A 25,002-nucleotide genomic window follows, 5' to 3' on the forward strand; every position below is an offset into this window, starting at 1 on the left:
GCAAGGACCGGTTCGCCGGTCAAGCCGCTATCACGCGAGGGTTGCTCGATGCGGAGTGGCCCAAGGGACGAAGCCTGGCACGCATGAGCCGGGCGGGAGCAACGAAGGCGGTGCTGGCATTCCGGCCGCCGACCGAGCTGCCATCGTTCTCGCGATGCGGCAGGGGATGCGCCCCGGCACTGGTGGCATAGGCCCAAAACCCCGGCCGGCCGGCGAGGCGTGAGCCTCTTTCATTCGCGGACTACCGCGTCGGGGCAAACGCCTCGCCGGTCCCGCTTCGTTCTGTCCGAGAGGGCAGAGTTCTTTGAAAACTCCGAAGCCCACGGGCTGTCGGACCTGTTGGTGTGCCCTGGATGGGCACCACGCCGTCGAGGCCTAGTTGTCCCGCACCTTGTACGGTTTCTGGTCGCGCCAGAAGCGCATCAGGCTTTCGAGGTCGGGGTCGCCCTGCTCGGGCAGGACGATCCGCAGCGTGACGTACAGGTCGCCCGCGCCGTGGAGGCCCTTGCCCTTCAGCCGCAGCGCCTTGGCGGTATTGACCGAAGCCGGCAGGTTCAGTTCGGCTGAACCGTCGAGGGTCGGGACGCGGACCTTGCCGCCGAGCACCGCCTCGTAGAGCGTGATCGGCACGTCGACGCGCAGGTCCGCGCCATCGCGGCGGAACTGCTTGTGGCGCTCGAACTTCACCGTGACGATGGCGTCGCCGGGCGGGCCGCCAAGCGGCGAGGGATGGCCCTGGCCCTTGAGCCGGATCTGCTGGCCTTCCTCGACCTTTTCGGGGAGCTTGACGTTCAGCACCTTGCCGGTCGGCATGCGCAACGGCACGCTCCCTGCGGCATTGGCCTCCTCCAGCGTCACCGTTGCGGTGGCGTTGATGTCTTCGCCGCCCATGCCGGTGGTGCGGCCGGTATTGAAGCCGCCGCTCGAGGCGCCGGTGAAGGGGTCCCAGCTCTGGCTGCCGCCGGCGCCACGGGTCGGCCCGCGCTGCTGGCCACCGAAGCCCGACATGAATTCCTTGAGGATGTCCTCGGCTGAGAACCCGCTCGCTCCAGCACCGGCGCCGGGGCGGGCACCGGCACCGGTGCGGCCAAAGCCGCCAAAGCGCGGGTTGCCGTCAGCGTCGATCTCGCCGCGGTCATAGCTGGCGCGCTTGTCCTTGTCGGACAGGAAATCATAGGCGGACGAGACCTCGGCGAATTTCGCGTGGGCCTTGGGGTCATCCTGGTTCTGATCGGGGTGATGCGCCTTGGCGAGCTTGCGATAGGCCGCCTTGAGGTCCTTCTCGGTGACGGACTTGGGCACCCCGAGCACGGTATACGGGTCGCGCATGGGTTCTTTCAATTCGAGCGGGTCGGGGATTTGCTTTCGCGCCCCGCGCCATCCTATATGGCCATGCGCTCCGGGCTTGTCCAGACTGGCGCGCGACGAGGGTAAAGCCATGCCTGCAACGACACTTACCGAGCGCCTGTTCGACGATTCCGATACCGCGCCGATCGACCCCTGCTCGCTGTTCGAGGAATGGTTCGCGGCGGCGCAGGAGAGCGAACCGAACGATCCGCACGCCATGGCACTGGCCAGCGTCGACGCGGATGGCATGCCGGACGTGCGCATGGTGCTGCTCAACCAACGGGACGCGCGGGGCTTCTGCTTCTTCACCAATTTCGAAAGCGACAAGGGCCGCGAACTGCTGGCGCATCCGAAGGCCGCGTTCGTGATGCACTGGAAGACGCTGCGCCGGCAGATCCGGGTGCGCGGACCGGTGGAGGTGGTGGCCGACAAGGAGGCCGACGCCTATTTCGCCACCCGGGCTCGGGTGAGCCAGATCGGCGCCCACGCGTCCAAGCAATCCCGGCCGCTGGCCAACCGCTACGCGCTGCTGGAACGGGTCGAAACGCTGAACAAGAGCTTTCGCGAGGACGAGCCGGTGAACCGGCCTGCCCATTGGTCCGGCTTCCGGGTGATCCCGCAGGTGATGGAGTTCTGGAAGGACGGTGCCAACCGGCTGCACGACCGGGTGCGCTTTACCCGCGCCCTGCCCGACGGAGCCTGGAGCCGGCAGCGGCTCTATCCGTAACAATCGTTTCCCAACGGATTGCCAGTTCTGCCGTGGCCTGCAAGATAATCGGCGGGCTCGGAGGCGCGGACGGGGATGCTGACTGATGGGACACTGGGCGAGGACGCCCAGCCCAGCCACGACGCCGTGGCTTTCACCGGCACCCGCTCGGAACTGTTCGGCAGGCTGCTGCGCGGCTACCTGCTGATGCTGCCGACGCTCGGCGTCTATCGGTTTTGGGTCACCACCACGAAGCGCCGCTTCTACTGGCAGAACACCGTCGTCGCCGGCGAGCCGCTCGAATATACCGGCAATGCGCGGCAGTTGCTGATCGGCTTCCTGTTCGCCGTCGCCTTCTTCCTCCCGATCTACGTCGCCTTCTTCGTATTCTCGACCCAGTCGGGCACCTTTGCACTGGTCGGCTACGGATGCGTTGCGGCGCTGCTCTGGTTGCTCACCGGCTATGCGCAATATCGCGGCCGCGATTTCCGGCTGTCACGCACGCTGTGGCGCGGCATCCGCTTCGACCAGAAGGGCAGCGCCTGGGGCTATGCCTGGCGGCGCTTCGGCTGGTCGCTGCTGGTGCTGGTCACACTTGGGCTGACCTACCCGCTGATGGTCGGCAACCTCTGGCGCTACCGCTACAACAACACCTGGTACGGCAATCGGCAGGTCACTTTCGCAGGCAGCTGGAAGACGATAGCCGGCCCGTTCTACCGCGCCTACGGCGCAGTGGCCGTGACCGTGGCGGCGGCGATCGTGCTCAATATCGCGGCACGCGGCGGCGGCGGGTGGATCGGGATCAGCCTGCTCGCCGTCCTGCTGGTCGCCGGTCTCGTCTTCCCGTACTGGCGGTCGCGCGAGGCGAGCCGCATGCTCTCGGCCATCCGGCTCGGCGACGTCGCGGTCAGCGTCCACGTGCGGGCCCGCACATTGGTCGGGCAGTATACCGTATTCGGCCTAGCGCTATTCGGCGTGCTGGTTGCGCTGATGCTGGTTGGCACGATGCTGTTCATGCAGCTTTACCTCACCCACCAGATCGATCCGGTGGGCGACTTCCGCCAGCTGGCAATGTCGGGCTGGGCCGGGGCGACGCTGGTGATCGGCGGCTATCTCGTGGGCTTTGCCAGCTTCAGCCTCCTCGCCGAGACGATCCTCGATTTTGGCTACTGGAAGGCCGTGGCATCACGCGCCACGCTCAGCAATGTCGAGAGCCTCGCCGCGATCCGCGCCATCGACGAGGACAAGGCGCTGGTCGGCGAAGGCCTGGCCGATGCGCTCAATGTGGGGTCGTTCTAATGGAGCCCATTGCCACCTATCACGATGGCCTGGTCGCCGCGACGCGTGTCGTCACCTTCGCCATAACCCGGGCGCCCGAGCCGCCCGAAATGATCATCGCCGACATCGATACACTCGACGAGATCGACCGCTGGCCGGTCGACGACATCTTCGAAGTGCCGTCGCGCAAAGGCGAGCTGCGGCTTGGCGCCACCGGGCGGCCCTATGGCGCGCGCCTGCGCCTCACCGGCAAGGGCTGGATCGACGCGACGCGGCAATTGCTGCCGGCGCTGAAGCGGCAGCAGCGCGGCGAGACCGGCGCACAGCTGAAGATCATCGGCATCGCCACCGGGGCGCTGCTCTCCGTCATCGTCGCCTATGTGGTCGGCGTGCCGCTGCTGGCGAGCCGGATCGTACCGCTGGTGCCGCCCGCCTGGGAGGCGCAACTGGGCGAAACGGCGCTCGAGCAGATCAACTCGCTGGTGAGCGAGAGCGGCTCGGTGCAGCTCTGCGATGCCGATCCGGGCAGCCTCGCCAACCGCGCCATCGACAGCTTTGCGAGGGATGTGCTGGCCGGCACCGGCTCGCCGTTCACCCCCGACATCAAGGTGGTGCGATCGGCAATCCCCAACGCCTTCGCGCTACCGGGTGGGCACAGCTACTATTTCTCGGCGCTGCTGGCGGAGACGCGAAGCCCCGACGAGTTCGCCGGGGTAATGGCGCATGAGCTCGGCCACGTGCTCCACCGGCACGGCCTCGAAGGGCTGATCGCCAGTTCCGCCACCGGCCTGCTGGTCGGCTTCGTGCTCGGCGACATGACCGGGCTCTCGGTCGCCGGCGGTCTCGGTGCGGCGCTGATCGACACGCGTTTTTCCCGTGACGCGGAGCGGCAGGCCGATGCCTTTGCCGGGGCCACCGGGGAGCGGCTGGGGTTCGACCCGACGGCGCTGGCGACACTGCTCGAACGGGTGGCCGCCGACGACGATACCGGCCGCATGCTGAGCGTCTTCAGCTCGCACCCGCTGACGGCCGAACGGCATGCGGCGCTGGAGGCGATGCCGCAACCACCGGCCGGACGACAGGTGTTCAGCCCCGACGAATGGGCGGCCATCAAGGCGATGTGCGGGCCGCCGCAGCCTGGCTCCTAACAGCTTTATTCGGCGAGGCTTTGCATGAAGCGGCCTGCCGTGCTTATCCCTTAGCTCAACTGCATTTCCGGCCGGCACGATGCGCATACTCATCCGCACCTCGAAATGGGCGATCTGGGCCCGGCGCTTCGGCAGCCTGGCGTTGCCGCTCACCATCATCCCGATACTGCTGCACCGTGAGCAGCTGATCAGTAGTGCCGACTTCGCCGTCATCGAGGCGGTGGCGGCTGCTGTCGCGGCGCTGGCGGTGTTCCTCGCGCTCGGCGCGTTCGGGCGGCTGTGGCTCACCGGCGACCGGGGCTGGAGCAAGGGGGGCTGGGGCCTGTTCTTCGGCATCCTCTGCCTCCTCCCCTTCGCCTATCTCGGCTACGAGGCGACGCGCTTTCCGATGGTCAACGAGGTGACCACCGATGTCACCGACCCGTTGCCGCTGGTTTCCCCCGTGCGCGTCGCGCCGACTAGCGCACCGTTGCGCGAGCTGATCGCCGCGACCTTCCCCAACGTGCAGACCCGCACCTACCCGATCGAAGCCACCGAGATGTTCAGCATCGTCGACGACCTCGTCGAGGCGCGTGGCTGGGACGTGCGGACCCGGCGCGCGCCACCGACCGCGCTCGACATCGGCCAGATCAACGCTATCGCGGTGACGCTGTTCGGCTGGCGCGACGAGGTGGCGATCCGGGTGACCGGCACGGCGCAGGGTTCGACCATCGACATGCGCTCGGTGCCGCTCAGCGGCTTCCACGATTTCGGCGAGAACGGCAAGCGGATCGAGGAATTCTTGCTCGCGCTCGACGAGAAGATCACCCTGACGCTGCGCGATGCCCCGCAGACCGCGACGGCGCCGGATGTCGAAGCCTCCCCGCCGCCGCCCGCCGGCGGGGAACCGGAGTAAGACCGCTCAGGTCCGCGACGGAAAGATCGACGTGCCGAATACGCCGTACGTCGCGCCGATCAGCCCGCGGTCGGCCAGGTATTCGACATGCGCCTTCAGCGTCATCAACGCCGCTCCGCGCAGCGGCAGCGGCAGCTTGGGATAGATCGGGGCCAGCAACTCGCTCACCTTGCGCGCTCCGCCCTCGACCGCGGCGAGCACCTGCCGGTTGCGCTCCTGCCGATGTGCCAGCAATGCCCTGGCATAGGCCGGACCGTCCTCGATCACCCCGCCATGCGCCGGCACGTAGTGGGCATAGCCGAGCCCGATCACCCGTTCGAGCGCGTGCAGGTAATCGGCCATCGAGCCGTCCGGCACCGAGACCAGCGTCGAGTTCCAGCCCATGATGTGATCGCCGGTCAGCAGCCACGGCGTGCCGACGAGGCCGAAAGCCAGGTGGTTGGCGCAATGGCCGGGGGTCTTGATCACCTCGAGCGCGACGCCGCCGAGATTGAGCTGGTCGCCATCCCGCAGCACCCGGTCGGGCTCCAGTGCCCAGTCGCTTTCGCGATCCACGGCGTTGATCTCGAACAGCCGCGGCGCGCGACTCAGCCGGTGCCTGCCGCCGAACCACACCGGCGCGCCGGTCGCCGCCTTGAGCTTGGGCACCAGCGCCGAATGGTCGCGATGGGTGTGCGTGAGGACGATCGCCTCGACCTTGCGCTCGCCGATCGCTCGCAACAGCGCCTCGAGATGCGCCTTGTCGTCGGGGCCGGGATCGATCACCGCGAGGCTGTCGGTACCGACGAGGAAGCTGTTGGTGCCCTTGAACGTGTAGGGCCCGGCATTGGGTGCCGTGATGCGAGCGAGACCCGGTGCCACCGGCACCGCACGCCCGGTTTCCGGGTCTAACGCGGTGTTGAACTGCAGTGCGGGGGGTGGGGCAGCCATTGCGCTCTCCCAAGCGAGCGACTAGAAATCGGGCTAGAAATGCTCCTCAGGATGAAGGATTGGCAATGGCCTTGACGCTCACCACGCCGAACACCGTTCTCGGCGTGCTCTCGCCCAAGTCGCAGTCGGCCCGCCTCGCGGCAAATCTGGTCACCGTGGTGCTCGGATCGCTGGTGCTGGCGCTCTCGGCCAAGATCAGCGTGCCGGTCATGCCGATCCCGGTGACGCTCCAGACTCTCGCGGTCGCGGCGCTTGCCGCCGGTTTCGGCTGGCGCATCGGGGTTGCCACCGTGGCCCTCTACATCGTCCAGGGCCTCTCGGGCCTGCCGGTCTTTGCCACCGGCGGCGGCCTCGACTACGTCATGCGCCCGTCCTTCGGCTTCATCCTCGGCTACCTGCCGATGGCCTACATCATCGGCCGCGCCGCAGACCTCGGCGCTTCGGGCCGCATCGTGCTGCTGTTCGGCGCGATGGTCCTTGGCGACGCGGTGCTGTTCGCCTTCGGCTTCACCTGGCTGCTGGTAGTCGCCAATGTCATCGTCCAGTCCGGTGCGGCGCTGCCGACCTGGCTCGATGCGACCAACCTGATCGGCACGGCCTGGAACGGGGCCGTGGCGCCGTTCATCGTCTGGGATCTGCTGAAGATGGCCTTTGCGGCGCTCAGCGTCGTCGGCATCTGGAAGCTGCTGCCCAAGCAGGCCTGATCGCCCTGCTACGAAATGCGAAGGGCCGGTCGAAGGACCGGCCCTTTTCGTTGGTTTGGTCGCCTGCACGAATGACGCGGTCCTTTCGAACCGCGCCATTCGGGGCAAGAACAGGGTCTAGTTGGTGAACACAGCCAGCGAACCGTCGGCCGCAACGCCGATAGCGATGACGTCCTCGGCCTCGGCATTGTTGGCCTCGAGCCAGGCATCGAGCGCGACATTGCCCGAAACGGCGGCCTGCAGATCTTCTATCTCGCCGGCGTTGTCGGTCAGCGCCAGGTCGAGCGCCGCCGCGTTGTCGGCGTTGATCCAGCCGCTCACGTCATAGGCGGTAGCGTTGACGTCGGTGAGGCCGGAGAGGCTGAGATCGGTCCAGTTGCTGGTTTCGATCAGTCCGATCACCACCCTGAGCTCGTCATCGGATGTTAAGGACGCAGCCGCCGAGGCGTTGGCGGTGAGGCCCCCTGCCGTGCTATCGGTAGAATTGACGGCATTGATGCCGACATTGGCGTCGGCGCCGAGGCCGAGCGACAGGCCGGTGCCTTCGCCGGCCGAAACGTCGCCGCCGAGCGAAGCGCCTACGCTGAGATCGAGCGCCAGACTGGGCGTGGAGAGGATGCAGAGGCAGACAAGCGCTGCGGCGAGGGTTTGAGTTTTCACGATGATGGCTCCTTTGCCGTTAGTGCGAGTCGGAGTCTGGGGGATTCGGCCTGACACCCGGATGAGATCGTTGTCAGGCAACGGTCAGGGTCGCGAAGCTATTCTGTCGCCCATGCTCCCCATCCGACCGAATCATCGGCTGCTGCTGGCACTGGTATGTGCCGCCGGCCTGCTGTTCAGCCCCGCCGCCATGGCGCAGGGGCTCGGCCTCGATCTGGGCGGCCTCGGGAGTGTCGACGTGGATGTCGGCGGCGATAGCGGGCTCGATGTCGATGTGGACCTGGGCGGTGAAGGCGGGCTGGGCCTCGACCTCGATCTCGGCGGTTCCGGCGAGGGCGGGCTCGATCTGTCGCTTGGATCCGGCGCGACGCCGCTGGGTCAGGACTCGGCGCTCGAAGCGGTCCGCAACCACCGGGCGCTGCCGCTCGAGGACATCATGCTGCGTGCGAGGCTGTTGACTGATGGCGAGATCATCGACGCGCAGCTGGTCTCGGTGCAGGATATCCTGCTCTATGAGATCAAGGTCCTGGGCAAGGCTGGTGACGTGAGCGAACTCTACTTCTATGCTCGCTCCGGGTTGCCCGTGGAGACGAACTGAGCATCACATGCGGGTTCTGGTCGCCGAAGACGATCGACGGATCGCCGAAGCTCTCGCTGCCGCCTTGCAGGCGGCCGGTTTTGTTGCCGAAATCGAAACCGACGGCGAAGAGATCTGGTACCGCGGCGATACCGAAGAATTCGACGCCATCGTCCTCGACCTCGGGTTGCCGACGCTCGACGGCCTCACCATCCTGAAGCGCTGGCGCAAGGCCGGCCGTACCGGACCGGTGCTGATCCTCACCGCCCGCGGCCACTGGGAAGAGCGGGTGGAAGGCATCGAGGCCGGCGCCGACGATTATGTGGTGAAACCGTTCCGCGTCGAAGAGGTGGTGGCCCGCATCCGCGCCATCGTCCGCCGCTCCGGCGGCTTTGCCTCCTCGCGCGTCGAGATCGAGGACCTGGTGCTCGATACCCGGACCATGCAGGTGACCCGGGACGGCATCCCGATCAGCCTCAGCCCGCAGGAATACCGGCTGTTCGCATACCTGGCGCACCAGCGCGGCCGCGTGGTGTCGCAGATGGAGATCACCGAGCATCTCTACGCGCAGGACTTCGAACGCGAATCCAACTCGATCGAAGTGCTGGTCGGCCGGGTGCGGCGGCGGCTCGGCAGCGATATCATCAAGACCCGACGAGGCTTCGGCTACTATCTGGGGGCGCTTGAGGAATGAACCCCCGCTCGCTGCGCCTGAGGCTGCTCGGCGGCGCGGCATTGTGGATCGTCCTGGCGCTGGTGATCGCCGGGCTGGGCATCGGCTGGATGTTCACCGCCAATGTCGAGCGCTCGATGCGCGACGGGCTCACCGCCAGCCTCAACCGGCTGGTGGCACAGATCGACCCAGCTGCCGCGGACCCGGTCCCCGCCGACGCGCTGCCCGACCCACGCTACGGCACACCATTCTCGGGCGTCTACTGGCAGGTCGAGGCGATTGCCTCGGGCGAGACGTGGCGCTCGCGCTCGCTGTGGGACCACGTGCTCGATACCAGCGGAGCTACCGCGCCGGGTGGCGCCGAGCGCTTCGGCACGCTGGCTGGACCGAGTGACCAGTCGCTTTCCGGCATGGTGCGCGAGGTCAGCTTTGCGTCCGATGCCGGCCCCAAGCTGTTCCGGGTCACGCTGGCCGAAGACCGGGCGGTGCTCGACGAGTCGATCCGCCGCTTCGGCGGTGACCTGATGCGGGCGCTGGCGGTGCTCGGCGTGGCGCTGATCCTCGCGGCGTGGCTGCAGGTTCAGCTCGGCTTGAAGCCGCTTGAGAGTCTGCGCGAAGGCATCGGCGCGGTGCGCCGCGGCGAGACCCAGACGCTGCCGCCCCGCTACCCGGCCGAAGTGCTGCCGCTGGTCGGCGAGGTCAACGAACTGTTGGCGCAGCAGCGCAAATCGATGGAGTTCGCCCGAGCCCGCGCCGCCGATCTGGCGCATGGATTGAAGACGCCGCTGTCGGTGCTGCGCAATCTCGCCGCCGATATGCAAAGCACCGGTCACGCTGAGGCAGGGGCGCAGGTGGATGAGATCGTCGGCGAGATGGACGACCGGGTCGAGTACCAGTTGCGGCTGTCCCGGCTGAGAATGCGCACCCGGGCACACCAGCTCAGCGCCTCGCTGAACGAGGCCGTGACCCGCACCGTGGCCGTGCTTGGCCGCACGCATGAAGGCGAAGTGCTGGACTGGCAGCTGGCCCTGGCGCCGGACCTCAAGGTCGATATCGACCGCCATGACCTCCTCGAGCTGGTCGGGGTGATCCTCGAGAACGCTGCCAAGTGGGGCAAGTCGCTGGTGCGGGTCGAAACCCGGTCCGATGGCGAGTTCGCGGACCTCACGATTGCCGATGATGGGCCCGGCCTCCCCGAGGATCAGATCGCCCAACTCGGCGTGCGCGGCCAGCGCCATGACGAGAGCCGGCGCGGCTCCGGCCTCGGCCTCGCCATCGCGCTCGAAGTGGTCGCACTGAACTCCGGCACCGTGCAGTTTTCGCGCGCCGCAGAGGGCGGATTGCAGGCGACAGTACGGCTGCCGCTGGCCCAGGCGGCTCTTGGTTAGCCCAAGCTTAACCCTGTCGTTCAAAGTCGCCGGTCTTTGGAACGAAGCCGTGAGCCTTTTCGCGTAGACAACTACGGGTCGGCCGAATGCCGGCAGCTCTTCTGGCCGCACAGCGAGGAATTCGTGCTCCGGCGTACACAAACGGTCGCTCTCAAGGATGACAGCGAAGTCAAAGAGGCCCTCCGCCCTGAACTGCCGCGAACCGCGGCACTCAAGGCCGACCCACAGGTGCTGGACAAAGTGCTGGCCGAAGTTACCTGGACACCGCCGCCGACCCAGACGGAACGCCGCAACCTCGATGCTTGGCGCTCCGAGGCGCTGCAGACGGTGGTCACCAATACCGATCGCCGCAAGGGTGGTGACCGTCGCCAATCCGCCCCGCCGCCGCAGAATCTCGGCTGGCGCTGGAAGATTCCGCCCTCCCGCATTGCGCTGCTCGCCGTGGCGCTGATTGCCGGCGGGCTGGCCGCCTACCTCACCACGCAGTCGAGCCAGCCGGTGACGCAGACCGTCGTCCAGCCGGTGACCGAAGTCGTGCAGGAGCCGCGGCTGCAGGTCCTCGCCGCCAAGACTGGCATCGGGCTCGGCCAGCGGCTGACGCCGGAATCGGTCGAGTGGATCGATTGGCCCGAGGGCGCGGTCCGTACCGAGTACATCACCGCGGCGGCGATGCCCGATGCGATGACCGAGATGAACGGCGCGGTGGCGCGTTTCGAGTTCTTCCCCGGCGAGCCGATCCGCGCCGACAAGCTGGCCCAGCCCGGCGACGGCTATCTCTCCGCCGTGCTCGACAGCGGTACGCGTGGCGTCTCGGTGGTGATTTCCGCCTCGTCCGCCTCGGGCGGCTTCATCGTCCCCAATGACCGGGTCGACGTGGTGCTGACGCGCAGCAGCGAACTCGGCCAGGTCTCGGACACGATCCTGCGCAACGTGCGGGTGCTGGCGATCAACACCCGACTCGGCGAGACGGGCACCACCGGTGCTCCGGCCGATCCCGAGAACCCGCGCGCCGAGATCTTCGCCAACGAGGCAACCGCGACATTGCAGCTCGATAGCGCGCAGGCCGAGGTGATCATCAATGCCACCGGCGCGGGCAAGCTGTCGCTGGTGTTGCGGCCGATCGTCGATGCCGCCGAAGCGGTTCCCGCCGCCGAGCGGAGCACCAACCAGGCGATCCGCATGTCGAGCCCGTTCTGGGCCAAATGACCGGTTTGGGCGCCCCTATGAAGGTGCCAAACCGTACCGCCGTTAAATCGCCGTTGACCCGGCTTTGCTAGAACTTGCCGGGTTGCTTGAGAACGTTAGCACGATGCACGAACTGAACAGAAACCGGGACAATGGCAGAACGCTGCTGTCCCAGGGACTTAGGTGGGCGCTGCGACTGGCGATGCTGGTCGGCGCGCTGTTGGTCGGGGGTTTGGCCCCGGCGCTGGCGCAGACCGTCAATTACGATCTCAAGACCACATCGGTGATGCGGATCAAGCTGCCGGTGTCGCAGGCGGTGACCGTCACCATCTCCGATCCGGTGTTCAAGATCGTCTCGGCCGACCCGCTGATCGCCGACGCACAGCCGATCACCGACAAGTCGCTCTATCTGGTCGGCAAGGGCTTTGGCACCACCACGGTGAACCTGTTCTCCGCCGAAGGCGCCCCGGTCGGGCTGCTGGCGGTGGAAGTCGGTGTCGATACCGCCGACATCGCGCGCTCGATCCACTCGGCGCTGCCGAACTCCAACGTCAAGGTCAGCAGCGTCAATGGCCGCGTGCGTCTCGGCGGCACGGTTACCGACTCGGTCACCATGCAGAAGGTGCTCGATATCGTCGCGCAGTACGGCAGCCCGGCGGTGATCAACACCATGACGCTGAGCGGCGGCCAGCAGGTCAATCTCGAGGTCCGCATCCTCGAAGCGCAGCGCGACGCCGGCCGTGAACTCGGCATCCAGTGGGGCGGCAATGTCGGGGGCGTCGACGCCACCATCGGCGGCGGCCCGGCCAACCCGGTGAGCAGTTCCTTCGCGTCCTTCGTCACCAGCATCATTGCCTCGGGCGGCATCAACCTGACGGCGACCATCAATGCGCTCGAGGGCAAGGCGCTGGTGCGCACGCTGGCAGAGCCGAACCTGACGACCCTCTCGGGCGTGAGTGCCAGCTTCCTCGCCGGCGGCCAGGTGCCGATCCGGGTGGTGGACGAGAGCGGCAATGCCGCGCTCAGCTATCGCGACTTCGGTGTGCGGCTGGTGTTCCAGCCCACGGTGCTCGATGACGACCGCATCCAGATCCACCTGACGCCTGAAGTCAGCGGCATCAACGGCTTTACCTCGTCCGGCGACCCGGTGTTCAACACCCGCAACCTCGACGCAACGGTGGAGCTGCGCGACGGCCAGAGCTTTTCGGTCGCGGGCCTGTTGCAGGCCAATACCGAACTCAACCAGAACCAGCTGCCGTGGCTGGGTGACGTGCCGATCCTCGGCTCGCTGTTCAAGTCCTCGAGCTTCCAGAAGCACGACACCGAAATGGTGGTGATCGTCACGCCGCGCCTGGTGCAGCCGACTACGCCCGGCCAGGTCGTTGCAACCCCGCTCGACGCGACGCAGCCGGCCAACGACCTCGAGTTCTTCGCCCTCGGGAAGATGGAAGTGACGCCCAAGATGCTGAAGAACTTCCAGACCGGCGACGGCGTCGCGGGCCCCTATGGCTACATCATCGACCTGGGGAGCGGCACTTGAACGGGCACGCCATGCGCACCGCCGCCGCGATTGCGCTCCTCGCCGCGCTGGGCGGCTGCACCTATGATTACATGCAGCGCACCGACCGGGTGGGCTACAGCGCCGGCGATGCGGTGAAAGCGAACCTCGCGCAGCAGACCACCAATCCCAGCAAGCGCTCGATGTACTCGACCAGGGGGCTGGGCAAGGACGGCGCGATCGTCACATCCCCCGCTGCGCCGGCGGAATAGACGCCCTCCACCGCCGTTGTTCCCGCGAAAGCAGGGCACTCCGTCAGTGTTTCAAACGCTCGATCGCCTTAGGCGCGGCTCTCGGCCGCTGCCCGCGACAGGATCTGGATGTTGTTGGCAACCACCAGATTGTCCGGGTCGAGCTTCTGCGCCTTGCGGAAGTTCTTCATCGCCTCGCTGAGGTTGCCGCGCAGCATGTAGGAATAGCCCACATTGTTGAAGTACTGCGCCGTGCCGCCCGACATCTGGTAGAGCGAGGCATAAACCCGGTCGGACAGGTCGAAGCGGCCGAGCCGGTCATACGACGCGCTGAGCCCGACATAGCCTTCGGCATTGTTCGGCGTCAGCTCCACGGCCCGTTTGTAGAAGGCAGCCGAGTAGCCGAAATTGCTGTTGCGGAAATGGGCCTTGGCCTCGCGCAGCGCGCCATCGGCCGTATAGGTCTCGATATTGGAGATCTCGGCGACCGCCAGTTTGTTGCTGCCGAAGGTGCTGAGGCCGGCCGAACTGCAGCCGCTCAGCGGCAGCGCCACGAGCGCCGCGGCCAACAGCCCATACCGCAAACGCCTGCCAAAGCAGCTAACCATCCCTCAATGCCCCCATCGAGAGGCCCGCGCGCACGCGTGCCTTGACCTAAGTGACAGAACGCTAGGGCGCGCTTGGATACCGCTTGGTAAATATGCGCAGGACCAGTGCGGTTACCCTTAATGGCGGGTTACCGGCGGCCGTTACGAACCGATCGACGTTGCATCATGGGGCCCGAGGTTCCATCTCTGTCGACAGATTCACCGCTCAGGTTACGACGATGAACGCCTTCCACCAGATCCTCGGCAACAACCTCGTTGCCAACATCACCAACTTCACCGTCTGGTTCGCGCTGACCTTCTGGGTCTTTCTCGAAACCAAGTCGGTGTTCGCCACCGGCATGATCGCCGGCGTCTACCTGGTGCTGACGGCGGGGTTCGGCTTCTGGTTCGGCAGCATCGTCGACCACAATCCCAAGAAGCTGGCGATGCTCGGCTCGAGCGTCGTCTCGCTGGTCTTTTATGCAGTGTCGCTGGTGCTGCTGCTGTTGGTACCGCAGGAGGCGTTCACCGACCCCTACGGCTGGCAGCTATGGGTATTCGTAGCGCTGATCATGTTGGGCGTCATCGCCGGCAATATCCGCAGTATCGCGTTGCCAACGCTGGTGACGATCCTCATCCCCGAGGACCGGCGTGACAAGGCCAACGGCCTCGTCGGCATGGTGAGCGGCATCGGCTTTCTCACCACCTCGGTAATATCAGGCTTCCTCGTCGCCTGGGGCGGCATGCTGGCAGTGCTGGTCCTCGCCCTGGCGCTCACGGTGCTGGCCTATGCCCACCTGACCTTCGTCAGCATTGACGAAAAACGAGTGGAGCCCGTGGCCGGCGAGCCGGCCGAACCCAAGCGTGTCGATATCCGCGGCACCATCCGGGTGATCGCCGCGGTGCCAGGGCTGTTCGCGCTGATCCTGTTTGCCTGCTTCAACAATTTCCTCGCTGGCATCTTCATGGCCCTGCTCGATGCCTACGGGCTGTCGCTGGTCTCGGTCGAGACGTGGGGTCTGCTGTTCGGCGTGCTCTCCACCGCCTTCATCATCAGCGGCATCGTCATCGCGAGGACCGGTCTGGGCAAGCAGCCGCTGCGCACGCTCCTCTCGGTCAACGTCATCACCTGGGCGGCGTGCAGTGTGTTCACCCTCCAGTCCTCGATCTGGCTGCTCGGCGCCGGCATGTTCATCTGGATGCTGCTCAGCCCCTATGCCGAGGCGGCGGAGCACACGACGCTGCAGAAGGTCGTGCCGGTGGAGCGCCAGGGCCGGGTGTTCGGCTTCGCCCAGTCGGTCGAACTCGCGGCATCGCCCCTCACCGCCTTCCTGATCGGGCCGCTGACGCAGTTCTTCTTCATCCCGCTGATGACCGATGGCGCCGGCGCCGACCTGATCGGCAGCTGGTTCGGCACCGGGCCGGAACGCGGCATCGCTCTCGTCTTCACCCTCGCCGGCCTCCTCGGCGTCGTGGTGACGATCATCGCCTTCAACTCGAAATACTACCGCCAACTCTCAGCCGCATACGCCGCCGGCCCCGATGACGACGACACCGCCGGCGGCCTACCGGAAGCCGGGCCGGCCTAAAGCCGGAGGGCCGCTGTCCATCGTGGGTGCGCCTCGCTACTGATCACGCCTCGGGGAATGACCCTGCCGAACGTCTCGAGCGTGACGGCGTCAGGCTCGGGGCCACCGCGCTCGGCCAGGGCTGCGGCTGTTGACCCGCACGACCTAGCGGGGAGCCGCCGGCACCGGCTCCCGCTGTTCCGTCGAGGGCTCTCCGGCTGCGAGTCGCAAAGCAACGAAGACGGCGACGGCGATTACGCCTATCGCAGCCGAGAAGGCGACGCTTGCCGCGGTCGTGGCCGCGCTCGCGACGAGCGAGAACGCGAACGGCGCTGCGGCCGAGGCGAGCAGCCTCGACGAGCTGATCATGCCCAGCCGCCGCCCATAGCCCGCCGAGCCGAACAGCACGAGCGGCAGGGTGCCCGAGACAATGCTGTAGAGCCCGTTGCCCAGACCGAACAGCACCGCGAAGGCCGCCGCGCCGGGCACCCACGGGGTCGTCAGCAGCAGGACCGCGAGGCCCGCCGGGAGGACCAGCGCGGCGATGATCGCCAGCACCGGCTGCGACAGCCCCCGTCCGAACTGCATGTTGATCAACCGGCTCAGCACCTGCGAGGGACCGAACAGCATGGTCGCGATCACCGCCGCCTCCCCGGCCCCAAGGTCCGACAGCATGGGCACCATGTGGACGGTCACTGCGGACGACACGAAGCCGACCAGCGCGAACCCCGCGAGCATCAGCACCAATGCCAGGCGCTGCTTTTCGGCCGGCACCAGCGCAGCCGTGGCAGGTGTGTCCCGACGCTCGGCCGAACGCAGCCGATGCCCCCGGGCGAGCCAGAAGTGGATGGGGACACACACCAGCAGGTTCACCGCGGCGTAGATCAGATAGACCTCCCGCCACGAAAACACCTCATGCAGCGCCGCGGTGATCGGCCAGAAGATCGTCGAGGCAAAGCCCGCGATTAGGGTCAGGTGGGTGATGCTGCGCCGCGCCGCGGTAGGCGAGGCCTGCGCGAGGGCGGCGAACGCCGTCGCGTAGAGGACGAAGGCCGAGGCGACCTCCATCGCCGCCAGCCCGGCAGCGAACACGATGCCGTTGGGCGCCATGGCGCAGAGCGCAAGCGCCAGGGCGGCCGCCACGGAGCCTGATGTCATCAACTGGGCTGCCCCATACTTGTCTGCGAGGCGACCCGACAGGGGCGCCACGAGCCCGCCGACCAGCAGCGACGCCGACAGCAGACCGAACACCCACTCCTCCGACCACCCGAATTCCGCCGCCATGGCCGGAGCCAGCGTTCCGAAACTGTAGTAGAGCGTGCCGTAGCCGATGATCTGGGTGAGCCCGAGTGCCCATACGATCGATGCCATTCGGTTGGTGGCTGCGCTCATCATGCCTACGCGAGTTCGACGAGCGCCGGTCGTGCGACCGGCGAAGAACCGCACCCGCAACCGGCTTCTCCTTCGGCCTTTGCCGTCTCGTCCGCGACGCAACACGAGGTGGCGTCCAGGGCAGGCCCGCCGCAGCAGCTTGATCCGCCGGACGCTGCCGGGGTGACACTGCACACACCCGTCTCGGGCAGCACCAGGTGGACCTGCCGCGCGGCGACATGGTCCCCGGCGATCTCGGCGACCACCGAGCGAGCCTGCTCGTAGCCGGTCGCCATCAGGAAGGTCGGGGCGCGGCCGTAGGACTTGGCTCCCACGATATAGAACCCCGCTTCGGGATGGCTGAGTTCTTCCACCCCGTGAGGCGGTACCGTCCCGCACGAGTGGAAGTTTGGGTCGATGAGGGGCGACAGGGCCGGTGGCGCTTCCGTGGCTGGATCAATGCCGACACGGAGCTCTGCCAGCATCTGCAGGTCGGGCCTGAACCCTGTCGCGACAACGACGCGGTTCACCTCGAGCGTGATCGGCGCGTGCCCGAGAGTGCCGGTGACTGTGACGCCCTTGTCGGACCGCTGGAGGCCGGTCGCGGCGAAGGGCGCAAGAATTTGGAGCCGCCGGGCGTCGATGGCCTTCTTGGCCGCGAGGCCGAGAGCCCCGCGCTCCGGCAACTGATCGTTCAGGCCGCCCCCCAGGAGCTTGTCGAGCCGGTTGTCGCGACGAAGCGCCCAGAGGATTTTGGTATCCGGGAACTGCTCCTGCAGGGCGAGAAGCGCGAGGGCCGCGTTGATCGCCGAGTGACCGCTGCCGACGACAAGGGTCGTGCGGTCGGCGTAAGGCCCCTGGTCCGATCCGGCAACGTCGGGGATGCCGTAGGACACGAGGTCGGAGAGCGCCCTCTCGCCGGGAACAGGCAGTCCATCGACGCCCATGGGGTTTGGCTTGGTCCACGTACCCGACGCATCGATCACCGCTCGCGCCAGCGTGGACCTTTCGCAGCCGTCGGCATCGATCCATCGGATCTCGAATGGCGTGGTCTCGCGACGAAGGTTGGAGAGCTTGTCCAGACCCTGTCGCGTGATCGCGGTGACGGTCGCGCCCAACCGCAAGGCCGTTCCGACGGACGGCAGTTCAGATAGCGGCCGCAGGTACCTCTCCACGATCTCGCCTCCCGTCGGCAATTCGGTGGCCTCCGGCTCATCCCAATGCGTCTCCGAGAGGAGGGCTTTGGCGGCCGCGTCCATATTGTACTCCCACGGAGAAAACACCCGCACGTGAGACCACTCCAGCAGCGATGCGCCTACCGACGAGCCACGCTCGAAGATGATGGGCTTGAGGCCGCGGCTGATGATTTGCGACGCAGCTGCCAGTCCGACCGGTCCGGCGCCGATGACAGCGATGGGGAGATGTGAGTTGACCATATTTCGATCCTTCCAGAAGGTTGGAACAATGGAGTAAAAAGAGGACGCTATGCCGCCGTCTGTTCGGCGGTCGAAGCGCAGCTGGCCTCGTCTGCGCAGCACTCGTCCGACAGGTAGCCGATCAGGCCATTCATGCTCGTGTAGTTGGCCCGGCAGATCAGCGTCGTTGCCTGACGCTCTTGGCTGACCAGGTTCACCTCGACCAGTTTCTTGACGTGGTGCGAGAGCGTGGAGGCGGCGATATCGAGCTTGAGCTGGAGCTTGCCAACCGGCAACCCGTTGCCCCCGGCTCGCACCAAAGTCCGGTAGATGTTCAGCCGCGTGGCGTTGCCGAGCGCCTCAAGCTGCGATGCTGCTGTTTCGATGTTCATGGAAATAGCATATGCGGCGTGCCCGATGTGTCAAGTCTATTTCGACGATTGCCGAAATACCGTCATAAAAGGTTCACTTGCCGGGCAATCGTCATATCGATAATCCTCGATGCATGGAAAATACCCACGCCGTCGACGTCTTCGCCGCGCTCGCCCAGGCAACCCGGCTTGACGCCTTTCGCCTGATCGTTGGCCACGAGCCACACGGCCTCCCCGCCGGAGAGGTGGCGCGGCTGCTCGATGTCCCGCAGAACACAATGTCCACCCATCTCGCAGTGCTTGCCCGTGCCGGACTTGTCTCGGCGGAACGACACAGCCGGTCGATCATCTACCGCGCTGAAATGGACCGCGTGAGGGAGGTTGCGAGCTTCCTTGTCAGTGATTGCTGCGGCGGGCGTCCCGAGCTTTGCGAACCGCTCGTCGCCGAGTTCACCCCCTGCTGCACACCCGGAGCTGGAAAGAATGCCTGCTGATCGCGTCTACAACGTCCTCTTCCTCTGCACCGGCAACTCCGCGAGGTCCATCCTTGGCGAGGCCGTGCTCAACCACGTGGCCGGTGACCGCTTTCACGCCTACTCGGCTGGCAGCACACCCAAGGGCCAGGTCCACCCAATGACCCTTTCGGTTCTGACCGAGGCCGGCATCTCGACAGCGGGCCTTCGCTCCAAGGCCTGGGACGAGTTTGCGGTACCCGGCGCACCGAAGATGGATTTCGTGTTCACCGTCTGCGACAACGCAGCCGGCGAGGCGTGTCCCGTTTGGCCGGGCCAGCCAATGACTGCCCACTGGGGCATCGAAGACCCCGCCGATGTCGACGGGCCGGAGTTCGCCAAGCGAGGTGCTTTCGAGGACGCGCTCCGCTTCATGCGCAACCGCGTTGCGGCCTTCGTCAACCTGCCGTTGGCAAGCATCGACCGCATGGCGCTGGGAAGCAAACTCCGGGGAATCGGAGCGATGGACGGTAGCACCTCGAAGGCATCCGGGGCCGCATGACTGACCTTCCCCGGCGCTTCGCCGCCGAGACCCTGGGATCCGCGATCCTCCTCGCCACCGTAGTCGGCTCCGGCATCATGGCCGAGCGCCTGACCGACATCCCGGCCCTCGCCCTTCTCGCCAACGCGCTGGCGACAGCGGCGGCGCTGGTGGTGTTGATCAGCGTGTTGCGCCCGATCTCCGGAGCGCATTTCAATCCCGTCGTCACGCTCGCGGCGGCGCTGCAGCGCGACCTCCAGCCGACCGTAGCCGCCGCCTATGTCGTCGCCCAGATCGCCGGGGCGCTGGTCGGCACTGCGCTGGCGCACCTCATGTTCGACCTCCCCGTAGCCCAGCTGTCCCAGCATGTGCGAACGGGCGGAGGCCAGTGGCTCAGCGAGGTTGTCGCCACGGCGGGGCTGCTGCTCGTCATCTGCCTGTCCGGGAAACGACAGCCGGCGTCGGTGCCCGCGTTGGTCGGGCTCTACATCGGTGCGGCCTACTGGTTCACCTCGTCGACGTCTTTCGCCAATCCGGCGGTGACGCTCGCGAGGGCATTCACCGACACCTTCTCCGGCATAGCCCTCGCGGACGTACCGGCGTTCGTCGTGGCGCAACTCGCCGGCGCAGCGCTGGGCGTCGGTCTCGCCAGATGGCTTCAACCCGTACCCGAGGCAACAGCATGACCGTCACCATCTACCACAACCCCGACTGCGGGACGTCCCGGAACACTCTTCAGATGATCCGGCAGAGCGGCGAGGAGCCCGAGATCATCGAGTACCTGCGCACCCCGCCGACCCGCGAGCAGTTGATCTGGCTTATCCGGGAGGCGGGCTTGTCAGTACGCCAGGCGCTTCGGCAGAGAGATACGCCCTACGATGCCCTTGGGTTGGCTGACGCGGCGCTGACCGACGAGCAGTTGGTGGACGCCATGATGGCGCACCCGATCCTCATCAACCGGCCGTTCGTGGTCACCCCGAAGGGCGTCCGGCTCTGCCGTCCGTCTGAGGTCGTCCTCGACATCCTGCCGAACCCCGATATCGGGCCGTTCACCAAGGAGGATGGCGAGGTCGTTAGAGGTCGCTGAATGGGGTCCGCAGACGCGGTTGGTTTCTTGCGCACGAGGGTCTGGCTGGGGCGCTAGGATTCGAACCTAGGAATGGCGGTACCAAAAACCGCTGCCTTACCACTTGGCGACGCCCCAACGGGCGCGTTCCTACACGGTTCACAATTGGGGTGCAACCAATCGAACAAGCCCCCAGTTTAGCCGCTTGAACCCGCAAGGCACCGAGTCTATAAAGCGCCCGCAGCCGATGGCCGCCCGCCGAAACTCCCGCGTCTCGGCAGCATGGGCCCCACGGCAATCTGACGGAGTATAGCGCAGCCTGGTAGCGCACCTGCTTCGGGAGCAGGGGGTCGAGTGTTCGAATCACTCTACTCCGACCAATCAAACCCCGGTCTCGCGAGAGGCCGGGGTTTTTCGTTGCGATGGCCAACTTAGGCCGCCGGCGTTTCCGCAAAGCGATAGCCGACGCCGGGCTCGGTTCGGATCAGCCGGGGTTGCGTCGGGTCGCGCTCGATCTTGGTGCGCAACTGGCCGATGAAGACGCGCAGGTAGTGCACGTCTTCCACATGCGCCGGACCCCAGACCGTAGCGAGGAGCTGCCGGTGGGTCAGGACCAGGCCGGCGTGACGGGCCATGTGGGTGAGGAGGTCGTATTCCTTGGGTGTCAGGTGCACCGTCTCGCCATCGCGCGATACCAGGCGACGGGCGAAGTCGACGCTGAGGCCGTCGCCGTCGTAGCGGCTTGCTGCCACGGTGCCAGGCGAGCGGCGGCGGAGGGCGGTGCGGATGCGGGCGAGGAGTTCGCCGATGCTGAAGGGCTTTTCGACGTAGTCGTCAGCACCCAAATCGAGCGCCTCGATCTTTTCGGCCTCGCGGTCGCGGGCGGAGAGCACGACGATGGGGAGTTTCGACCAGCCGCGCAACGACCGGATCACGTCCTTGCCGTCCTTGTCGGGCAGGCCCAGGTCGAGGATCATCAGGTCTGGCGCCGCGGTCGCCGTGAGCCGTTCCGCCTCGGCTGCGGTGAATGCCTCGATCGGGTCATAGCCAGCAGCCGTCAACGCAGGCATGAGGAACCGGTGGATCTGCGGCTCGTCGTCGACAATGAGGATGCGGCCTTCGCTCACGCGCGCGCTCCCCGGTCGGCGGGAATCCGGATGGTGAAGCGCGTGCCGCGCTTCTTGGCCGCCGGGCTCTCGGCCTTGAGCGTACCTCCCATGGCTTCGACGAAGCCACGGGCGATCGAGAGCCCGAGGCCGGTGCCGGCGGCGCGGCCGTCGGTCTTGGTGCGGCGGTAGAACTTGTCGAAGATGCGCTCGAGCTCACCCGCCGGGATGCCCTTGCCCTGATCGGTAACCGAGATCGTCACCTCGTCGCCTTCCCCTCGCGCGAACACCGCCACTGGTGCTTCTCCGCCATATTTGCAGGCATTGTCGATGAGATTGAAGAGCACCTGGCTGAGGAGATTGGCATCGCCACGTGCCGGCGGCAGGTCGGATGCAAGGCTCAGCTCGAAATCGTGGCCGGGATGGAGTTTTCGCGCGCGATCGACCGCCGTGTTCACCGCGTCGGGGACGTCGATGCTGTCGCGCCGGGGCTTCAGCGTGCCGGCCTCGATGCGGGTCATGTCGAAGAGGTTGGCGACGAAGCGGCCGAGGCGCGAGGCTTCTTCCTCGATCGAGCCGAGCAAATCCTGCCGCGTCGCGGGCTCCATCCTGTCGCCGAGCTCGCGCAGGCTGCTGGCCGCACCAGAAATCGTCGCGAGCGGGGTCTTGAGATCGTGCGACAGCGATGAGAACAGCGCCGTATTGAGTCTTTCGCTTTCCTCGAGCGCGGCGGTACGGACGTTCTCCCGGGCGAGGCGGGCGCGATCGATGGCAACCGCAGTCTGTTCCAGCACGCCGCGCACCAACTGCTCCTCGTGGGGCAGCAGCGCTCCCTTGGCATCGGCCCGCAACAGGCCCAGCACACCGATGGCGAGGCGGCCCTGCAGGACGGGGCGGAACTGCCAGGCGAGCTGCGGCAGCGTGCCGGTCGAATGCCCGGCCGGTTCGCGCTTGTCGAAGGCCCAGCGGACCGCGGTCATGTCGGTGGGATCGAGCGCCAGGTCCGGGGGCCAGATGCTGCCGAGGCTCAGCTCGCCGTCCTCCGGCACCAGCAGCGCCGCGCCCATGCCGGTGGTGGTGTAGAGGTGCGCAGCGGTGGCTTCCAGGACCGTATCGAGCCGGGCGGAGCCGGATAGCTTGCGGCTGAAGTCGTTGAGTGCCTGCGTGGCCCGCTCCTGGCGGCGCGCCCGCTCGGTCTGTTCGCGCATCCATCCGGCAAGTTCGCCGGCGAGGATCGCGGCCGCAAGGAACACGACGAGGCCGAACAGCTCATGCGGCTGGGCGATGGTGAAGGTGTAGAGCGGCTCGATGAAGAAGAAGTTGTAGGCAAGCGAGGAGAGTGCGGCGGCAGCGATGGCCGAGACGCGGCCGTTCAGCACGCCGCAAATGATCACTGCCACGAGGTAGAGAAGCGAGACGTTCTGCAGCGGAACGAAAGCGGTGAGCGATTTGCCGACCAGCGTCGCGACGATCACGGCAAGACCGGCCAACGCCAGCGTCTCGGCCCAGCGGCGGCTGGAGCGATTGCGGAACGAGAACCCGCCGAGATCGCCGGCTGCCTCATCCTCTTCTTCGCCCGAGACAATGTGGACGTTGATGTCGCCGGAACGGCGCAACAGTTCGTCCGGCAGGGCGCGCCGCGTCAGCCGCTGGAACAGCGAGCGGCGCGGCCGGCCGACGACGATCTGGGTGATGTTCTCGCGTCGCGCGACGCGCAAGATCTCGGTGACGAAATCGTCGGCCGTAACCCGCAAGAGCGTGGCGCCCAGCCGTTCGGCGAGCTGCATCGTGTCATCGAGACGCTGGGCTTGGGCAAGATCGAGTGCTGCATCGGGCCTCTTCAGAGAGATCGCGCTCCAGCGCGCGTTAAGGCCGGAGGCGAGCCGGCTTGCGGTGCGGACGACACGCTCCGACAGCGCGTCGCCGCCGACCAGCACCAGCAGCCGCTCGGCGGTGGCCCATGGCCCCTCGATGGCATTCTGGCGCAGGAAATCGACCATCTGGTCGTCGACCCGGTCGGCCGTGCGGCGCAGCGCCAGCTCGCGCAGGGCGGTGAGGTTGGCCGGCCGGAAGAAACCTTCGATAGCGCGCTGGGCGTTTTCAGGCAGGTAGACCTTGCCTTCCTTCAGCCGTTCGATCAGCTCTGCCGGCGGCAGGTCGACGAGGATCACTTCGTCCGCCTTCTTCAGTGCAACGTCGGGCACGATCTCGCGCACTTCGATGCCGGTGATACGCGTGACAAGATCGGAGAGGCTCTCGAGGTGCTGGATGTTGAGGGCGGTCCAGACATCGATGCCTGCCTGCAGCAGCTCCGCGATATCCTGGTAGCGCTTGGGGTGGCGACTACCCTCGGCATTGGTGTGCGCCATCTCGTCGACGACGAGAATCTGCGGCTTGCGGGCGAGACCGGCATCGATGTCGAACTCTTCGAGCACGTGCCCGCGATACTCGACCTTGCGGCGGGGCAGGACTTCGAGGCCCTCGAGCAGCGCAGCCGTCTCGGCACGGCCGTGCGTTTCGACTAGGCCAATCACGATGTCGATCCCGGCGGTCTTCAGCCGCCGGGCACGATTGAGCATGGAGTAAGTCTTGCCGACACCGGGCGCGGCACCAAGGAAGACGGTCAGCTTGCCGCGCTCGCTGTCGGCCGTAAGGGCCAGCAACGCATCGGGGTTCGGACGCCGCTCGGTCTCGGGGGTAGACATCAGCTCGCCGGGGCTGCGGCCAACGCGTCGAGCGCCAGGTTGAGCTTCAGCACGTTGACCCTTTCCTCGCCCACGAGGCCGAACATAGGGGCTTCGACCTGCTGCTCGACCAACTGGGCCACGGTGTCCGCCGGGAGCGAACGCGCCGCGGCGACGCGCGCGACCTGGAGCCGAGCATAGGCGGGAGAGATATCGGGATCGAGTCCCGAACCCGAGGCAGTCGCCGCATCACCGGGGAGCGGGCCGGCAACGCCGGTGCCCTCGATCGTGGCGACAGTCTCGGTGATCCGGTCCTTCAGCTTCTGGCTGGTGGGGCCGAGGTTCGAGCCCGAGGAACTCAGCCCGTCATAGCCGGCGCCTGCCGCGGATGGGCGTGGCCAGAAGTACTTCGGATCGCTGAACCCCTGCCCTATCAGCACCGAGCCGACCACGGCGCCGTCGCGGGTGATGAGGCTGCCATTGGCTGCGGCGGGGAAGACGGCCTGGCCGATGCCGGTCATCGCCAGCGGATAGGCGATGCCGCAAAGGAGCGTAAACAGCACGGTCATGACGATTGCGGGACGAATGAACTGCAGCATTT

The 25,002-nt window shown here is 66.7% G+C and carries 27 protein-coding genes and 2 tRNA genes; 18 read left to right on the forward strand and 11 right to left on the reverse strand.

The genetic code is table 11. From position 1 onward, the window contains the following. Positions 1–191: hypothetical protein (locus AC1DWU_RS19840; protein WP_477151736.1), on the forward strand; the 191-nt coding region annotated here is incomplete at its 5' end. A 184-nt stretch (positions 192–375) separates the two neighbouring features. Here the strand turns inward: AC1DWU_RS19840 and AC1DWU_RS19845 are convergent. Continuing rightward, positions 376–1,329 (reverse strand): DnaJ C-terminal domain-containing protein, encoded by a 954-nt coding sequence (locus AC1DWU_RS19845; protein ID WP_477151737.1) that lies wholly within the window; start codon positions 1,327–1,329, stop codon positions 376–378. Between the two features lie 109 nt (positions 1,330–1,438). Between AC1DWU_RS19845 and pdxH the strand changes: the two genes are divergently transcribed. The 4 genes from pdxH (at position 1,439) to AC1DWU_RS19865 (ending at position 5,374) form a co-directional block, all read left to right on the forward strand. Further along, positions 1,439–2,074, forward strand: coding sequence for a pyridoxamine 5'-phosphate oxidase (pdxH, locus tag AC1DWU_RS19850; protein ID WP_477151738.1), 636 nt, complete (start codon positions 1,439–1,441; stop codon positions 2,072–2,074). A gap of 75 nt (positions 2,075–2,149) precedes the next feature. Next, complete coding sequence (locus AC1DWU_RS19855) at positions 2,150–3,352, forward strand: DUF898 family protein (protein WP_477151739.1); 1,203 nt, start codon at positions 2,150–2,152, stop codon at positions 3,350–3,352. Continuing rightward, the gene (locus tag AC1DWU_RS19860; protein WP_477151740.1) at positions 3,352–4,479 is read left to right on the forward strand and encodes a M48 family metallopeptidase; all 1,128 of its coding nucleotides are present in this window, start codon (positions 3,352–3,354) and stop codon (positions 4,477–4,479) included. The genes AC1DWU_RS19855 and AC1DWU_RS19860 overlap by 1 nt, the downstream gene beginning before the upstream one ends. 79 nt (positions 4,480–4,558) lie before the next feature. After that, positions 4,559–5,374 carry a DUF1499 domain-containing protein gene (locus tag AC1DWU_RS19865; protein WP_477151741.1) on the forward strand — a complete coding sequence of 272 codons (816 nt, stop codon included), beginning with the start codon at positions 4,559–4,561 and terminating at the stop codon, positions 5,372–5,374. A 6-nt stretch (positions 5,375–5,380) separates the two neighbouring features. Here AC1DWU_RS19865 and AC1DWU_RS19870 read toward each other — a convergent pair whose 3' ends face one another. Continuing rightward, positions 5,381–6,304 carry an MBL fold metallo-hydrolase gene (locus AC1DWU_RS19870; protein ID WP_477151742.1) on the reverse strand — a complete coding sequence of 308 codons (924 nt, stop codon included), beginning with the start codon at positions 6,302–6,304 and terminating at the stop codon, positions 5,381–5,383. Positions 6,305–6,369: 65 nt separating this feature from the next. On the opposite strand from AC1DWU_RS19870, the gene AC1DWU_RS19875 reads away from it, so the two are divergent. Next, the gene (locus AC1DWU_RS19875; protein WP_477151743.1) at positions 6,370–7,008 is read left to right on the forward strand and encodes a biotin transporter BioY; all 639 of its coding nucleotides are present in this window, start codon (positions 6,370–6,372) and stop codon (positions 7,006–7,008) included. Between the two features lie 117 nt (positions 7,009–7,125). Here AC1DWU_RS19875 and AC1DWU_RS19880 read toward each other — a convergent pair whose 3' ends face one another. Further along, positions 7,126–7,668 (reverse strand): hypothetical protein, encoded by a 543-nt coding sequence (locus AC1DWU_RS19880; RefSeq protein WP_477151744.1) that lies wholly within the window; start codon positions 7,666–7,668, stop codon positions 7,126–7,128. Between the two features lie 112 nt (positions 7,669–7,780). Here AC1DWU_RS19880 and AC1DWU_RS19885 point away from each other — a divergent pair, with 112 nt between their 5' ends. The 6 genes from AC1DWU_RS19885 to AC1DWU_RS19910 all read left to right on the forward strand — a co-directional run bounded on the left by AC1DWU_RS19885 (position 7,781) and on the right by AC1DWU_RS19910 (position 13,261). Continuing rightward, entirely contained in the window at positions 7,781–8,266 is a 486-nt protein-coding gene (locus AC1DWU_RS19885; protein WP_477151745.1) for a PepSY domain-containing protein, read from the forward strand. A 7-nt stretch (positions 8,267–8,273) separates the two neighbouring features. After that, positions 8,274–8,939 (forward strand): response regulator transcription factor, encoded by a 666-nt coding sequence (locus AC1DWU_RS19890; protein WP_477151746.1) that lies wholly within the window; start codon positions 8,274–8,276, stop codon positions 8,937–8,939. Beyond that, on the forward strand, positions 8,936–10,306 hold the full coding sequence (locus AC1DWU_RS19895; protein WP_477151747.1) for a sensor histidine kinase: 1,371 nt from the start codon (positions 8,936–8,938) through the stop codon (positions 10,304–10,306). The genes AC1DWU_RS19890 and AC1DWU_RS19895 overlap by 4 nt, the downstream gene beginning before the upstream one ends. Positions 10,307–10,429: 123 nt before the next feature. Continuing rightward, positions 10,430–11,512: a Flp pilus assembly protein CpaB gene (cpaB, locus tag AC1DWU_RS19900; protein ID WP_477151748.1), complete on the forward strand. Its 1,083-nt coding sequence runs from the start codon at positions 10,430–10,432 to the stop codon at positions 11,510–11,512. A gap of 103 nt (positions 11,513–11,615) precedes the next feature. Next, a complete protein-coding gene (locus AC1DWU_RS19905; RefSeq protein WP_477151749.1) occupies positions 11,616–13,031 on the forward strand; it encodes a type II and III secretion system protein family protein in 1,416 nt (471 codons plus the stop codon). Next, the gene (locus AC1DWU_RS19910; protein ID WP_477151750.1) at positions 13,028–13,261 is read left to right on the forward strand and encodes a hypothetical protein; all 234 of its coding nucleotides are present in this window, start codon (positions 13,028–13,030) and stop codon (positions 13,259–13,261) included. The genes AC1DWU_RS19905 and AC1DWU_RS19910 overlap by 4 nt, the downstream gene beginning before the upstream one ends. A 68-nt stretch (positions 13,262–13,329) precedes the next feature. Here the strand turns inward: AC1DWU_RS19910 and AC1DWU_RS19915 are convergent, their stop codons facing one another. Further along, positions 13,330–13,809: a tetratricopeptide repeat protein gene (locus AC1DWU_RS19915; protein WP_477151751.1), complete on the reverse strand. Its 480-nt coding sequence runs from the start codon at positions 13,807–13,809 to the stop codon at positions 13,330–13,332. A gap of 257 nt (positions 13,810–14,066) precedes the next feature. Here AC1DWU_RS19915 and AC1DWU_RS19920 point away from each other — a divergent pair, with 257 nt between their 5' ends. Then, positions 14,067–15,416: an MFS transporter gene (locus tag AC1DWU_RS19920; protein ID WP_477151752.1), complete on the forward strand. Its 1,350-nt coding sequence runs from the start codon at positions 14,067–14,069 to the stop codon at positions 15,414–15,416. Between the two features lie 144 nt (positions 15,417–15,560). Here the strand turns inward: AC1DWU_RS19920 and arsK are convergent, their stop codons facing one another. Genes arsK through AC1DWU_RS19935 form a run of 3 tightly spaced genes read right to left on the reverse strand, consistent with a single transcriptional unit; the run spans position 15,561 to position 18,573 of the window. Then, positions 15,561–16,766, reverse strand: coding sequence for an arsenite efflux MFS transporter ArsK (arsK, locus tag AC1DWU_RS19925; protein WP_477151753.1), 1,206 nt, complete (start codon positions 16,764–16,766; stop codon positions 15,561–15,563). 26 nt (positions 16,767–16,792) lie between these two features. After that, complete coding sequence (locus tag AC1DWU_RS19930) at positions 16,793–18,202, reverse strand: NAD(P)-binding domain-containing protein (protein WP_477151754.1); 1,410 nt, start codon at positions 18,200–18,202, stop codon at positions 16,793–16,795. 47 nt (positions 18,203–18,249) lie between these two features. Then, positions 18,250–18,573 carry an ArsR/SmtB family transcription factor gene (locus AC1DWU_RS19935; protein WP_477151755.1) on the reverse strand — a complete coding sequence of 108 codons (324 nt, stop codon included), beginning with the start codon at positions 18,571–18,573 and terminating at the stop codon, positions 18,250–18,252. A gap of 113 nt (positions 18,574–18,686) precedes the next feature. On the opposite strand from AC1DWU_RS19935, the gene AC1DWU_RS19940 reads away from it, so the two are divergent. From AC1DWU_RS19940 to arsC, 4 genes are read left to right on the forward strand one after another with little or no spacing between them, the layout of a single operon-like run. Next, positions 18,687–19,046: an ArsR/SmtB family transcription factor gene (locus AC1DWU_RS19940; RefSeq protein WP_477151756.1), complete on the forward strand. Its 360-nt coding sequence runs from the start codon at positions 18,687–18,689 to the stop codon at positions 19,044–19,046. After that, the gene (locus tag AC1DWU_RS19945) at positions 19,036–19,566 is read left to right on the forward strand and encodes an arsenate reductase ArsC (RefSeq protein WP_477151757.1); all 531 of its coding nucleotides are present in this window, start codon (positions 19,036–19,038) and stop codon (positions 19,564–19,566) included. Before AC1DWU_RS19940 ends, AC1DWU_RS19945 begins: the two co-directional genes overlap by 11 nt. Next, positions 19,563–20,231, forward strand: a complete 669-nt coding sequence (locus AC1DWU_RS19950) for an aquaporin (protein ID WP_477151758.1) — start codon at positions 19,563–19,565, stop codon at positions 20,229–20,231. The genes AC1DWU_RS19945 and AC1DWU_RS19950 overlap by 4 nt, the downstream gene beginning before the upstream one ends. Further along, positions 20,228–20,632: an arsenate reductase (glutaredoxin) gene (gene arsC, locus AC1DWU_RS19955; RefSeq protein WP_477151759.1), complete on the forward strand. Its 405-nt coding sequence runs from the start codon at positions 20,228–20,230 to the stop codon at positions 20,630–20,632. The genes AC1DWU_RS19950 and arsC overlap by 4 nt, the downstream gene beginning before the upstream one ends. A gap of 42 nt (positions 20,633–20,674) precedes the next feature. Here arsC and AC1DWU_RS19960 read toward each other — a convergent pair. Beyond that, a tRNA-Gln gene (locus tag AC1DWU_RS19960) sits at positions 20,675–20,749 on the reverse strand. Between the two features lie 165 nt (positions 20,750–20,914). Here AC1DWU_RS19960 and AC1DWU_RS19965 point away from each other — a divergent pair. After that, a tRNA-Pro gene (locus AC1DWU_RS19965) sits at positions 20,915–20,991 on the forward strand. A 51-nt stretch (positions 20,992–21,042) separates the two neighbouring features. Here AC1DWU_RS19965 and AC1DWU_RS19970 read toward each other — a convergent pair. Genes AC1DWU_RS19970 through kdpC form a run of 3 tightly spaced genes read right to left on the reverse strand, consistent with a single transcriptional unit; the run spans position 21,043 to position 25,000 of the window. Further along, on the reverse strand, positions 21,043–21,738 hold the full coding sequence (locus tag AC1DWU_RS19970; RefSeq protein WP_477151760.1) for a response regulator: 696 nt from the start codon (positions 21,736–21,738) through the stop codon (positions 21,043–21,045). Continuing rightward, positions 21,735–24,422 (reverse strand): ATP-binding protein, encoded by a 2,688-nt coding sequence (locus AC1DWU_RS19975; RefSeq protein WP_477151761.1) that lies wholly within the window; start codon positions 24,420–24,422, stop codon positions 21,735–21,737. Before AC1DWU_RS19975 ends, AC1DWU_RS19970 begins: the two co-directional genes overlap by 4 nt. After that, complete coding sequence (kdpC, locus tag AC1DWU_RS19980; RefSeq protein WP_477151762.1) at positions 24,422–25,000, reverse strand: potassium-transporting ATPase subunit KdpC; 579 nt, start codon at positions 24,998–25,000, stop codon at positions 24,422–24,424. Before kdpC ends, AC1DWU_RS19975 begins: the two co-directional genes overlap by 1 nt. Positions 25,001–25,002 lie beyond the last annotated feature (2 nt).

It is taken from the genome of Devosia sp. P2_G7, assembly GCF_056403495.1.

Bases quoted from the DNA above. Each gene is read 5' to 3' on its own strand.
- AC1DWU_RS19945 (WP_477151757.1), top strand. From the start codon at position 19,036: ATGCCTGCTGATCGCGTCTACAACGTCCTCTTCCTCTGCACCGGCAAC.
- AC1DWU_RS19920 (WP_477151752.1), top strand. From the start codon at position 14,067: ATGAACGCCTTCCACCAGATCCTCGGCAACAACCTCGTTGCCAACATC.
- pdxH (WP_477151738.1), top strand. From the start codon at position 1,439: ATGCCTGCAACGACACTTACCGAGCGCCTGTTCGACGATTCCGATACC.
- AC1DWU_RS19950 (WP_477151758.1), top strand. From the start codon at position 19,563: ATGACTGACCTTCCCCGGCGCTTCGCCGCCGAGACCCTGGGATCCGCG.
- AC1DWU_RS19940 (WP_477151756.1), top strand. From the start codon at position 18,687: ATGGAAAATACCCACGCCGTCGACGTCTTCGCCGCGCTCGCCCAGGCA.
- AC1DWU_RS19885 (WP_477151745.1), top strand. From the start codon at position 7,781: ATGCTCCCCATCCGACCGAATCATCGGCTGCTGCTGGCACTGGTATGT.
- AC1DWU_RS19935 (WP_477151755.1), bottom strand. From the start codon at position 18,573: ATGAACATCGAAACAGCAGCATCGCAGCTTGAGGCGCTCGGCAACGCC.
- AC1DWU_RS19860 (WP_477151740.1), top strand. From the start codon at position 3,352: ATGGAGCCCATTGCCACCTATCACGATGGCCTGGTCGCCGCGACGCGT.
- AC1DWU_RS19930 (WP_477151754.1), bottom strand. From the start codon at position 18,202: ATGGTCAACTCACATCTCCCCATCGCTGTCATCGGCGCCGGACCGGTC.
- kdpC (WP_477151762.1), bottom strand. From the start codon at position 25,000: ATGCTGCAGTTCATTCGTCCCGCAATCGTCATGACCGTGCTGTTTACG.
- AC1DWU_RS19870 (WP_477151742.1), bottom strand. From the start codon at position 6,304: ATGGCTGCCCCACCCCCCGCACTGCAGTTCAACACCGCGTTAGACCCG.
- arsC (WP_477151759.1), top strand. From the start codon at position 20,228: ATGACCGTCACCATCTACCACAACCCCGACTGCGGGACGTCCCGGAAC.
- AC1DWU_RS19875 (WP_477151743.1), top strand. From the start codon at position 6,370: ATGGCCTTGACGCTCACCACGCCGAACACCGTTCTCGGCGTGCTCTCG.
- AC1DWU_RS19975 (WP_477151761.1), bottom strand. From the start codon at position 24,422: ATGTCTACCCCCGAGACCGAGCGGCGTCCGAACCCCGATGCGTTGCTG.
- AC1DWU_RS19895 (WP_477151747.1), top strand. From the start codon at position 8,936: ATGAACCCCCGCTCGCTGCGCCTGAGGCTGCTCGGCGGCGCGGCATTG.
- AC1DWU_RS19865 (WP_477151741.1), top strand. From the start codon at position 4,559: ATGCGCATACTCATCCGCACCTCGAAATGGGCGATCTGGGCCCGGCGC.
- AC1DWU_RS19905 (WP_477151749.1), top strand. From the start codon at position 11,616: ATGCACGAACTGAACAGAAACCGGGACAATGGCAGAACGCTGCTGTCC.
- AC1DWU_RS19845 (WP_477151737.1), bottom strand. From the start codon at position 1,329: ATGCGCGACCCGTATACCGTGCTCGGGGTGCCCAAGTCCGTCACCGAG.
- AC1DWU_RS19890 (WP_477151746.1), top strand. From the start codon at position 8,274: ATGCGGGTTCTGGTCGCCGAAGACGATCGACGGATCGCCGAAGCTCTC.
- arsK (WP_477151753.1), bottom strand. From the start codon at position 16,766: ATGGCATCGATCGTATGGGCACTCGGGCTCACCCAGATCATCGGCTAC.
- AC1DWU_RS19855 (WP_477151739.1), top strand. From the start codon at position 2,150: ATGCTGACTGATGGGACACTGGGCGAGGACGCCCAGCCCAGCCACGAC.